The sequence below is a fragment of the Fictibacillus arsenicus genome (assembly GCF_001999465.1).
Lineage (GTDB): Bacteria > Bacillota > Bacilli > Bacillales > Fictibacillaceae > Fictibacillus > Fictibacillus arsenicus.
Window position 1 is genome coordinate 1,101,210 of the sequence record NZ_MQMF01000002.1, and the last position, 11,619, is coordinate 1,112,828.

9 protein-coding genes and 1 riboswitch are annotated in these 11,619 nt (G+C 41.0%); of the genes, 1 reads left to right on the forward strand and 8 read right to left on the reverse strand.

The window, feature by feature from the left end:
- Positions 1–188 precede the first annotated feature (188 nt).
- The 3 genes from hutU to hutP form a co-directional block, all read right to left on the reverse strand.
- Positions 189–1,850, reverse strand: coding sequence for a urocanate hydratase (gene hutU, locus UN64_RS12840; protein ID WP_077363274.1), 1,662 nt, complete (start codon positions 1,848–1,850; stop codon positions 189–191).
- Positions 1,851–1,865: 15 nt separating this feature from the next.
- Positions 1,866–3,392, reverse strand: coding sequence for a histidine ammonia-lyase (gene hutH, locus UN64_RS12845; RefSeq protein WP_077363276.1), 1,527 nt, complete (start codon positions 3,390–3,392; stop codon positions 1,866–1,868).
- A gap of 338 nt (positions 3,393–3,730) precedes the next feature.
- A complete protein-coding gene (gene hutP / locus UN64_RS12855; protein ID WP_077363280.1) occupies positions 3,731–4,165 on the reverse strand; it encodes a histidine utilization transcription antiterminator HutP in 435 nt (144 codons plus the stop codon).
- Positions 4,166–4,563: 398 nt separating this feature from the next.
- Between hutP and UN64_RS12860 the strand changes: the two genes are divergently transcribed.
- Positions 4,564–5,022, forward strand: a complete 459-nt coding sequence (locus UN64_RS12860) for a hypothetical protein (protein ID WP_077363281.1) — start codon at positions 4,564–4,566, stop codon at positions 5,020–5,022.
- 8 nt (positions 5,023–5,030) lie between these two features.
- On the opposite strand, the gene UN64_RS12865 is transcribed toward UN64_RS12860, so the two are convergent.
- The 5 genes from UN64_RS12865 to cls all read right to left on the reverse strand — a co-directional run bounded on the left by UN64_RS12865 (position 5,031) and on the right by cls (position 11,356).
- Positions 5,031–6,149: a GerAB/ArcD/ProY family transporter gene (locus UN64_RS12865; RefSeq protein ID WP_077363283.1), complete on the reverse strand. Its 1,119-nt coding sequence runs from the start codon at positions 6,147–6,149 to the stop codon at positions 5,031–5,033.
- Positions 6,150–6,568: 419 nt separating this feature from the next.
- Positions 6,569–7,888, reverse strand: coding sequence for a TrkH family potassium uptake protein (locus UN64_RS12870; protein ID WP_077363791.1), 1,320 nt, complete (start codon positions 7,886–7,888; stop codon positions 6,569–6,571).
- Between the two features lie 30 nt (positions 7,889–7,918).
- On the reverse strand, positions 7,919–8,575 hold the full coding sequence (locus tag UN64_RS12875) for a potassium channel family protein (RefSeq protein WP_077363285.1): 657 nt from the start codon (positions 8,573–8,575) through the stop codon (positions 7,919–7,921).
- Positions 8,576–8,712: 137 nt separating this feature from the next.
- Positions 8,713–8,868, reverse strand: a riboswitch (cyclic di-AMP (ydaO/yuaA leader).
- 78 nt (positions 8,869–8,946) lie between these two features.
- The gene (locus tag UN64_RS12880; protein WP_077363287.1) at positions 8,947–9,729 is read right to left on the reverse strand and encodes an undecaprenyl-diphosphate phosphatase; all 783 of its coding nucleotides are present in this window, start codon (positions 9,727–9,729) and stop codon (positions 8,947–8,949) included.
- A 115-nt stretch (positions 9,730–9,844) separates the two neighbouring features.
- Positions 9,845–11,356, reverse strand: coding sequence for a cardiolipin synthase (cls, locus tag UN64_RS12885; RefSeq protein ID WP_077363289.1), 1,512 nt, complete (start codon positions 11,354–11,356; stop codon positions 9,845–9,847).
- Positions 11,357–11,619 lie beyond the last annotated feature (263 nt).

Consider the following 11,619-nt stretch of genomic DNA (forward strand, 5'->3'; position numbering starts at 1 on the left):
AGCTGAGGTACGCTCAAGATTTTCTCGCTGCGCTCAAACTGCCTATCGTTTCGCTCAAAACCTTACTTTTTCGATCAAAGTAACGAAAGCCGGGGACAATCTCGATTGTTCACCATACGCCGCAAGAGAAATCGAACACATGGGAGCGTAAATCAGCCAATTCTGCTAGCAACAACCCAAAAACAGCCTTATTTGTTGATCATCGGCAGGTCAACGCTTTTTTCATCTGCGGTTTTAATCGCTAGATCATAACCAGCATCAGCATGTCTGACTATTCCCATTCCAGGATCGCTCGTTAATACTCGCTCTAATCGACGTGCTGCTTCTTCAGTCCCGTCTGCCACAACTACCATTCCTGCATGAAGTGAATAGCCCATTCCTACGCCTCCGCCATGGTGGACAGAAACCCAGCTTGCACCGTTAACAGCATTGATCATTGCGTTTAAAATCGGCCAGTCTGCAACTGCATCACTGCCGTCCATCATTCCCTCAGTCTCACGGTTCGGTGAAGCTACCGAACCGCAATCCAGATGGTCACGTCCGATCACGATCGGTGCTGACAACTCACCATTAGCCACCATTTCGTTAATGATTTTTCCGAACTTCGCACGCTCTCCGTATCCTAGCCAGCAGATGCGGGAAGGAAGTCCTTGGAACTGTACTTTTTCCTGAGCCATCTTGATCCATTTGCAAAGGTGATCATTGTCACTGAATTCTCTTAAGATCACTTCATCTGTTTTTCTGATATCTTCCGGATCACCAGACAAAGCTACCCAGCGGAACGGCCCTTTTCCTTCACAGAAGAGCGGACGTATGAAGGCTGGAACGAAGCCAGGGAAATCAAATGCGTTCTTTACCCCTTCATCGAAAGCTACTTGTCTGATGTTATTACCATAGTCAAAGACAACGGCACCTTTTTTCTGCATTTCCAGCATTGCCTGAACGTGAACAGCCATCGAGTGTTTTGACTTTTCGATATACTGCTCAGGGTTTCGTTTACGCAGTTCTCCGCCTTCTTCCATGGAAAGTCCTAGTGGCAAGTAACCATGCAAAGGATCATGTGCAGATGTCTGGTCTGTTACTAGATCAGGAATCTCACCCATCTCGATCATTTTCGGTAAAAGTTCCGCTGCGTTTCCTAACAGTCCTATCGATAACGGCTCACCTTTTGCCGCATATTCTTTTGCCATTGCTAAAGCTTCATCTAAGCTGTCTGTCTTTTTATCTAAATATCTTGTATCAAGACGGCGCTGGATTCTTGTTTCGTCAACATCGATCGCTATGACTACACCGTCATTCATCGTTACAGCTAGAGGCTGAGCACCACCCATACCACCAAGTCCTGCTGTAAGTGTAATCGTTCCTTTTAGCGAACCATTAAAATGCTTGCGTGCTGCTTCTGCAAAAGTTTCGTATGTTCCTTGCAGAATTCCTTGCGTGCCGATATAGATCCAGCTTCCTGCTGTCATCTGGCCATACATCATAAGACCTTTTTTTTCAAGATCACGGAACGTCTCCCAATTTGCCCATGCCGGAACAAGGTTGGAGTTTGCAAGAAGTACACGAGGTGCATCTGTATGTGATTTAAAAACAGCGACAGGCTTTCCGGACTGTACGAGAAGTGTTTCATCATTTTCAAGTCTTTCTAATGTTTCAACGATTTTATGATAAGAATCCCAGTTGCGCGCAGCCTTTCCGATTCCCCCATAAACGACTAGCTCATCCGGATTCTCTGCCACTTGTGCGTCCAGATTGTTCATAAGCATTCGGATAGCAGCTTCCTGCACCCAGCCTTTTGCAGATAATTTAGTTCCTCTTGCAGCTGAAATTGAATGTTTGACGTTTGACATGTAAAAAGCCTCCTCTTAATGTGCTAGTTTTTGAGTTTTCGTTCCTATTAAAATGTCATTCCATGAGCCATCTAAGATCCAGGATGCTACTGCTTCCATATCACGGTGGAACATACGGTCACATTGAATCGTCGGACACACTTTTCTGCCATGTTCATATACTTTTTTTGTTCTTGTAGCCAATTTTTCTGGGCCTCTAAAATCAGCAGCCTGCATCGCACAGATTAATTCAACAGCGAGCACTCGTCTTGCATTTGCGATGATCTGAGCCGCATGTCTTGAAGCAATCGTACCCATGCTCACGTGATCTTCCTGATTGGCTGATGACGGAATGGAATCCACACTCGCCGGATGAGCAAGCGTCTTGTTCTCAGATACGAGTGATGCCGCTGCATATTGCATAATCATGGCACCAGATTCAAGACCAGGATTTGGACTTAAAAACCCCGGCAGATCATTCAATTGAGGATTGACCATCCGTTCGATGCGGCGCTCAGAAATGTTCGCCCACTCTGCTGCGGCAAGCTTCAAGAAGTCCATCGCAAACGCGATCGGCTGACCATGAAAGTTTCCGCCGGAAATGATCTTGTTCCCATCATCAAAGATAAGCGGATTGTCAGTTGCTGCGTTCATCTCGATCTCGAGCTTTTCTTTTACATAGCCGAGCACTTGCCACGAAGCGCCATGAACTTGAGGAATACAGCGTAAAGAATAAGCATCCTGCACTCTGATTTCTCCCTGCTTGGTCGTGAGCTGGCTGCCCTCTAAGTAGTTTCGAAGTCTCTCTGCTACCTCTACTTGCTCTTTGTAGCCTCTCGCAATATGAACATCTTCATCAAAAGCATCCGTAATTCCTCTTAAACTCTCAGTCGTTAATGAAGCGATCGCATCGGCCATCAATCCGATTCTTTCAGCTTCTATATAGGCTGCTATCCCTTGAGCAGTCATCGCCTGTGTACCATTAATCAGTGCGAGTCCTTCCTTTGCTGTAAGAACTACTGGTCCGATTCCTGCTCTCTTAAGTGCATCTTGACCTGACAAGCGTTCTCCCTTGTAATAAGCCTCGCCTTCTCCTACTAAAACAAGAGCCAAATGAGACAGTGGAGCGAGATCCCCGCTTGCCCCTAATGAACCTTGCTGAGGAACTACAGGATGTACACCATGTGAAACGAGGTCAAGCAATCTTTCAATAACAACCGGACGTATTCCAGACAAACCTTTTAATAATGCATTAGCTCTTAAAATAAGCATCAGTCGGCTGATTGTCTCAGGAAACGGTTCGCCGATTCCGCATGCATGGCTTCGGATCAGATTGATCTGCAGGGTCTCTACATCGTCCCTTGAAATGAATACATCGCTAAACTTTCCAAACCCTGTGGTAATGCCGTATACTACCTTGCCTGAAGCCACAATCTCTTCTACAGCTTTACGGCTGTCAGCCACCTTTTTCATACTTAAAGGACATGCTTCCACCGGTTCATTGTCGTGCAGAATCCGCTTTATCTCTTCCATCGAAAGCGTATTACCAGTTAAAGTAACCATCTTCATCCCTCTTTTTCTTAGACTCATTTCCGAAAAATTGTTGCTATGGGATTCTCTCGGAGCACCCTTCATTGAGGTTGATTGGAGTGAAAGATGCGAGACTCCTGGGGGATCAGTGTGACAGGTGAGACACCTATGGACGCAAAGCGTCGAGGTGGCTCACCGCACGCCCCCCCGGAAAGCGAGCATCTGAAACGGAAATCAACAACTTTCAAACAGCAACAAAGTTTACGCAAACAGCTTTTTAAATGTAGTCCCTGCTCATACAAAAAAGAGCGCACCCGAAAGAAAACTTCTTTCAAATACGCCCCCTCATCACTAATCACTATAGGCAGTGTTTAAATATGATTGATCCCCAGTCCGATTGCTTCATGCTCCAGCCCTTTTACTGGTGCACCGATCGTTCCATATAGCGCGACTGCAATCCAGTCGCCTTCTTCTTTTTTCTCATAAGGGTTTCCGCGGACAACAATGAAACGCAGTCCTACTGTACGAAGAACCGTTCCGAGCTGAACCTGGCCCCTTGTCACACCATGAAAGGCTTCCATGATGGCATGATAAAGAGAATGAGTTTCCCTATAAATTCCGCTCTGAATGACTTTTTCATTTTTGGCCGCTGTCTCGATTGCTGCTACTACTTTTTGAGAGTCCATAGAACCGGCTTTGCCTACGCAATACTTCCAGCCCTGCTTTTCAATCTCTGAGAGATAGCTTTCATCCAGCACACCTAAAATGGCCATTTTTCCGATAAGTTTTTCATTAGATAATGCCATATATTTATACACTCTTTCTGCTCGCGACTATTAACTACCTCTAGTGTATGCGTTTACATTTTGTCCGTCAATTCCCTTTCAACAACTTATCACAGCAGTACAATAAAGAAAAAGACTCCATTCACGGTACGTGTTCTTATATTTAATACACGTTCGCTCAGTATTCTTGAGTATCGCTCAAAAACGCCGAGTTACGCTCAAGATTTTCTCGATGCGCTCAAACTGCTCAGTTTCGCTCAAAATCCCTTTTTTCCGCTCAAAGTCCCTCTTTCGGCATCTTAAAGCTAGAGAAGAATCAACCGCATCTTATTACAACAAAAGTTCTTATCACGACGTATAATCTAGCAATCTAGCGGCAAGACTGTTTGTAAGAAAACAAACGGAATGAGGGCTGCGAAATGTTAGACGTACAAAAAGAAATTACACTTGCTTCAATGTTAAGAACTCCGCATTTTGAAGAAGATGTTAATGATTTTTTTATTGCTTATGACAAAGAACATAACCCTTTATTGCTATTGCCGACAACAAAGGGCTTTCTCCCGGAAAGACAGCTTTACAGCATCGCTTTTATTAAAAAAGAAAACAATTCTTATCAATATACGCTCTCAGATAAAATCATGCCTTTTTCCATTGATGAATCCACATTAATTCATGATCAGCTAGGCTTCTTTTTCGGTCCTGAAAACAATATGCTTACCAGCTTCTTTAAAGGTGATACGTATGGTGCGTATGTAGTATGGACAAAACATATGGTTAAACAGCTGATCAATGAAACACTTCAGGATTGGCATAATACATCGGACAGCCAGCAGCGAGAAAAACATAAGGACAGGCTGACACTTCTCTTGCAAGCTTAATAAAATTATCAAGTGGACGATGACTTTTGACCGTTATTCGTCCTTTTATTTTTGATCTTTTTCTTAATAAAGGTCATTAAAAAAAGTAAAGGTATATAGCTGATTGCAAGGTAGAATCCAATGATGTTCGTATAATTATTGAGCATATTTATTTTGAAACGGGTATCTAAGAAGATACAAGCTAAAAGGACTATACATAATAAAACGATTAGTGTAACGTGCTGCCTGATGTTTATCATCAATTTCACAACACGGCTCGAACACCAGATGGCAAGGGCAATATTTGGCAAGATGACGAGACACCAAATGGAAACGAAAACGAAATCAAAACGTTCTACGAAGGATACTTGTACGATTTTAACCATTGAGAGTGTTGCCCATATATTTCGAGCAAGCTGCTCCTGACTGAAAAAGGCAAATGAAAACAATGTTACTAAAAGATACATCATAAAGGTAAAGATATTCGCGTGGTGTGCAAACTTTTGTGATTTTTTCGCATTCTTTATAAATGGATAGAAAATCAGCAATGTTTCAAACCCAAGGTAACTCAGCATCATATTTTTTGAAGCCGTAAAGTAATCATTCAGCCTCTCATCAAACACTGGCAGTAAATTAGAAAAGTGGGTATATTCAAGCGGATAAATTAAAAGGAATATAAGTCCCAAAGGAATAACCACACCTAAAAAACAAATACCAGCAACTGTACGAAATCCTGCAGAAACCACATAATAAGTTAATAGAAGGAATACAACAGCTATTGTCCACGTTTTTAGTGTTGGAAACATCCATACTTGTACAACCTCAATATATGTTCTTAAAACCGTTAGCGACCATAGAAGAAAATACAAAGCTAGAGCTAAATTGAAGATGTTCCCCAGCATTCCGCCAAATAATGTTTTGTGTATCGTGACGATATCTCCCCCGCCATTATCCAGCACGTAATAGATCATCCAGATTAGAATATGAACAAAAACAGCAGCAATAATAACGGAGATCCAAGAATCATAACCTGCATATTTTGCAATGACCCGCTGATACCCTAATACTCCGACCCCTATTTGTTCTGAATGCACGAGAAAGAAGACAAGAAAGGGAGAAACAAGAAATATTTCTTTAATTTTTTGCATATCGTCCTCACCCTTTCAATGACACTATTAAATCTCGTTTTAGCATTCCCAACAGAACGCCACTTATCCCATTTTTAGCCAAAAAAGATTATGGATTAGATGGTCTGGCGTGAACAGGTTGGGTCAATTTGATGTTTAGGTGGACTGTGTTTGTCGAAATTTCGATAAATAATTTTATGTGTGGAATTATTATCTCTATCTGTGGAATTAATTCGATTTACCGTGGAATTAATGCTAATTACCCTGTAATAATCCCCCTAACATCCATATCGTGTCTATTTATTTAGTCTATTATTGAGTTTGTCTTTTTCACATGGACAAATTCTATGTAACGATTATCCTCCTGATTTTTATACTTTCATAACCATAAAAAAACCAGCTCAAAAAGGTATTTTACCTTTCCGAGCCGGCTTTATTTGTTATCCCGTGAATACTTCACCATCTGGATATCTAATATTTTCTCTTGTTTGTTTAGCAAGACTAAACGCTAGTGTCAGAGGACCAAGTTTTCCAAAGACCATCACTGCGCAAATTACAATTTTTCCGATAATGGTTAGGTCGGGTGTTAATCCCATACTTAGGCCAACTGTCCCGAATGCAGACATCACTTCAAACAGAATGATCATGAAGGAATCCCCTTTTTGCACATAAGTTACGACGAACAATGCGGCAAAGATAAATAAAATCGAAATGGTCGTAATCGCTAAGGCACGATAAACGACCGCATTACGGATCGTTCTCTTCATGATAACCGTATCATCTTTCCCTTTTAAGAACGCCGCAACCGTAAAGAGGATGACTACGAATGTTGTAAGCTTAATACCCCCGCCTGTAGAAGTGCTTCCTGCACCGACAAACATCAATAGAATCATTAAAAGGGACGTATCCGGATTAATCGCGGTCATATCGATCGAGTTAAATCCTGCTGTTCGAGGAGATACCCCCTGAAAATAGGCTGCCCAAAGTTTTTCAGCTCCGGATAGCATGCCTAATGTTTTTGGGTTATTGAATTCAAATAAATAAACAAACAATATGGCCACAATATTAATGGCAAATGTTGAAAAAATCATTACTTTTGAATGAAGCGAAAGATCTTTCCATTTACGGCTGACCCAAAGGTCTACTAGAACAGTGAACCCGATTCCCCCTGTAATAAAAAGCAGAGAGATTACAATGTTAACCATTGGATCACCAACATAACCCATCAATCCATCAGACCAAAGAGCAAAGCCTGCATTATTATAGGCAGAGATAACGTGGAATACACTGTAATAGACCCCTTTACCAAATCCCATTTCAGGTACCCACCTAAATGATAAAAAGAACACAGCAATGATTTGAATACTGATCGAAAATACGAATAAGTTTCGAACAAGCCTTATCACTCCGCCGATGGAAGGCTGGTTTAGCGCTTCTTGCATCAAAACCCTTTGTTTAACAGAGATCTTTCTTCCCATCATAATTACAACGAGAGATGCAAAGGACATCACACCAAGTCCGCCAACCTGTATCAAAAATAAAATGACGATCTCTCCGAATAAAGTAAACGTCGAACCGGGGTCGACTGATGCCAGCCCGGTTACAGTAGCCGCAGAAGTTGCTATAAATAAAGCATCAATCCAACGCAATGATTCCTCTTGGGCTATAGGCAGTTTTAATAAACAAGCGCCTAATATAATCAAAAACAAAAAAAGCAATGCTAAAAATTGAGGAGGGTTCAATTTTATCGGATTATGCAACCTGGATTTATTGACATGCAGAGCCACTGCTTACACTCCCTCATCCTCAAAGCGGTTCAAGTCTTCATTTCGTCCGATCACCACGAGGACATCTCCATATTGTAGAGTAACATCTGCAATCGGAGAAACTAGAATTTCATCATCGCGCTTAATCGCAACGATATTACATCCATAGCGAGCTCGAACGTCTAAATCTGTCAGTGTTTTATTCACTAATTTGTCCGTAACACCAATCTCTACAATACTGTGTTCATGCGACAGTTCAATAAAGTCGATGATTTTTTCTGAAGAGATAAGCTGAGCAACCCGAAGAGCCATATCGCGTTCTGGATGAATGATGCGGTCTGCTCCTAGTTTTTCCAGAACCTTATGATGATAGTCATTTTGAGCTTTTACCCATACCTTGCTTACACCTGATTCTTTAAGTAAAAGTGTTGTTAAGATACTTGCTTGAATATCTTCACCAATTGAAACGATCACATGGTTAAAATTTCTGATCCCAAGAGATTTCATTACCTTTTCATCAGTTGAATTTGCTTGTACGGCCTGAGTGGCAATCGTCGCAAATTCATTGACCTTTTCCATATCATTATCGATCGCGAGTACATCATAGCCCATTTTGGCAAACTCCCGGCAAATACTGCCCCCAAAACGGCCTAATCCTATAACTGCAAACTGTTTTTTCATTTTAATTCTCCCCTTAAATTCCATGAAGTTTTCCTTCGTTGTTTTCTAGCCTTGCTGGTTAAGAGGTTTTCAAAAAGCTGTAAAAAACAAAAAAAAGACCACACAAAAAAGCGGGTCCGGTTTTTCACCAATTTGACCTCTCCAGTGACATGACGCTTACGGGGTTAGCTGTCGGATTAGGGAATGGAGTATCCCTTTTTGCTCTTGCAAAATTCACCCCAAAAGATTGGTTCCCCCGTTTCACAGTCTTCTTCAAATAAAGAAATTGACTGTAAATTCAGCGATCTAAAGCCTGCTAAATTTTGAATTACATATACTGTAATCCTCCGTCTTTTAATTGTCAATCCATTTTTTAAGTGTTAACAAATACTTTACATTTTTCCTGAAAATTGCAGTCCCAGAACGATTAAACCGATCAGCCATACATAGATCGCAAACCCTTTTAACGTACCTGTTTGCAATAATTTAATCATCCATTTCACAGCGATATATCCAAATAATGCAGAGGCGATTGTACCTATAATTAAAGATGAGTATGCAATGGAAGGCGCAGTTGATGTAAATAGATCTTTAGACTGCAATACCACTCCGCCTGCGATTGATGGGATCGACAAAAGAAATGAAAAATAAGCGGCAGCTTTTTTATCAATTTTGCAAAATAGAGCTGCTGCTATCGTTAAACCTGAACGCGAAACCGCAGGCAGAATAGCCGCTCCCTGAAAAGTGCCGATTACGAGAGCATCCCGGATTGTGATCTCCTCGATTCCTTTATACCCGTTTCTCTTAAAAGAATCAGCCCACCAAAGCAACAGCCCTGTTACTAAGAACTCCCACCCAACTGTTACACCGGTTTTTGAAATCTCTTCAAAGAAATCCTTAAAAGCAAGTCCAATAATGGCAGTTGGAATAGTTCCTGCAATAAGCAATATCCCCGTTTTGCTAAATGGATTTTTTATTACTTTAAGAATATCTTTCCAATAAACCGTCATAACAGCAATCAATGTCCCAATATGAAGCATGCTGTCAAGAAATAGTCCCGCTTCCTCTAAATTGAAGATCTGCCTTCCCAGCAGCAGATGACCAGTTGAACTTACCGGCAAGAATTCTGTTAAACCTTGGACAATACCTAAAATAAGGGCTTCAAGCCAGTCCATAAAAAAATCCCCCTCGCTTTTATGGTCTCGTACAACCCTATTCGCAAGGAGGAATTTCTATTCTTTGTTTTCCTCTGAAAAAACAATTGTTTTTTATAACCTCGTAAACTCTTGATTAGAGAACACCTGAGAAAAGACGGGAGAATGATTCTTTCGTTCTTTCCCACAGCCCTCTTTTATAAAACTCTACAGGACGAATCTTTGTTGATTCTTCCATGTCTTCTTCATATTGTTCAACGAGGTCGTTAACTGACTTTGTGTTAAGCAAAAATACATTCACTTCAAAATTTAAATGAAAGCTTCTCATATCCATATTCGCTGTTCCGATGGATGCGGTATCTCCATCAATGATGATAACTTTCTGATGCAGAAACCCTTTTTGATACGAATAGATTTCAATACCTGAACGGAGCAGCTCAGGAAAATAAGAGCGGGTCGCATATTGAGTTAAAAATCCATCGTTGATCTCAGGTACCATCAGCCTAACTTGGACGCCTTTTTTAGCAGCGACCCTTAATGCAGTCCGGATGGCTTCATTCGGAACAAAATACGGTGTGGCGATCCAAATAGATTTTTCCGCACATGAGATCAATGAATAATACAAATCACTCATGATTCCCAACTGGGTATCTGGACCACTCGCAACAACATGTACGACCCCATCCCCATCTGAAGGATAGGCTTCCGTTAAATGAGAATCTTCCAGAAGATCTTCTCCACATACATATTCCCAGTCCATCAGGAATATCGCATGAAGAACTTGAACGGCTTCCCCCTCCATGACCATGTGGGTATCGCGCCAAAATCCGATATCAGGATCTTCTCCTAGGTACTCTACTCCAACGTTTAACCCGCCAACGAAACCAACTTTACCATCGATAACAATTATTTTTCTATGGTTTCTGAAGTTAAGTTTCTGGTTAAAAAATCCATACCTTACCGGCAAGAATGCTTCTACAAGAATACCTGCTTTTTTCATACGGTCAATATCATATTGCTGAAGAGATAAACTGCCTACTCCATCAAATAGGAATCTGACCTTAACACCTTCATTCGCTTTTTTGATTAAAAGGTCGATGATATCTTTTCCGAGCCGGTCAGAACGAAAGATATAATATTGAATGTGTATGTACTCTTTCGCCTCTTGCAGTCTTCTTATAATTTCGGGAAAAGTTTCTTGCCCGTTTTGCAATATCTTTGTACCGGTATGACGATTAATTTTTGTTAATGTGATGTGATGCGCATGCGTTGCAAAGCATTGCTGATGCCTTTTTAGGTCACTGAAATCAGGCTTCTCATCCTGTTTGGAAACTCTGATCCATTCATCACGATCATTTTTACGTTTAGACTTGAACAAATGTCCTTTTAAATAAAGCTGTCCTGAATACAGATAAAACATATATCCGATAAAAGGAAATAATATAAGTACATAAATCCATAGAAGTGTGTGCTGTGCGGTTCTGTTTTCCAGCATCAAAGAATAGATCGTATACAAAATCACCGCAATGTACAGGAGCCCGAATACCGTTTTAATGATGACATATCCTTCTGCAAAGAACACGATGTATAAACAGATAAGCAATAGTACAGTAAGGAAGAATTCCCATATTCGTTTCATCCGCTTCATGCAATAGCTCCTTTTTCACATTCTTCTCTTTTCTCTTTTTATTCCCGTCCATTGGTAATTAAAACAAGCGTTTCTCTCTTTTTATACCATTTTTAATTATGATTTGCAGAATTCATGCCTGTTATGACCAATAAATCTTCCTCTAACGAACTCTAAGGACTTCTAACACAAATTTTGTTCAGTTTCGAAGGGACGAAACTGTTCCTAAATTATACCTGACTGGGTATTATGACACTGGTTGCAGGGTGAATCCACAAGTTTAA

Coding starts and splice junctions, on each gene's coding strand:
- hutU (WP_077363274.1), bottom strand. CDS start 1,850: ATGTCAAACGTCAAACATTCAATTTCAGCTGCAAGAGGAACTAAATTA.
- hutH (WP_077363276.1), bottom strand. CDS start 3,392: ATGGTTACTTTAACTGGTAATACGCTTTCGATGGAAGAGATAAAGCGG.
- hutP (WP_077363280.1), bottom strand. CDS start 4,165: ATGGCATTATCTAATGAAAAACTTATCGGAAAAATGGCCATTTTAGGT.
- UN64_RS12860 (WP_077363281.1), top strand. CDS start 4,564: ATGTTAGACGTACAAAAAGAAATTACACTTGCTTCAATGTTAAGAACT.
- UN64_RS12865 (WP_077363283.1), bottom strand. CDS start 6,149: ATGCAAAAAATTAAAGAAATATTTCTTGTTTCTCCCTTTCTTGTCTTC.
- UN64_RS12875 (WP_077363285.1), bottom strand. CDS start 8,575: ATGAAAAAACAGTTTGCAGTTATAGGATTAGGCCGTTTTGGGGGCAGT.
- UN64_RS12880 (WP_077363287.1), bottom strand. CDS start 9,729: ATGGACTGGCTTGAAGCCCTTATTTTAGGTATTGTCCAAGGTTTAACA.
- cls (WP_077363289.1), bottom strand. CDS start 11,356: ATGAAGCGGATGAAACGAATATGGGAATTCTTCCTTACTGTACTATTG.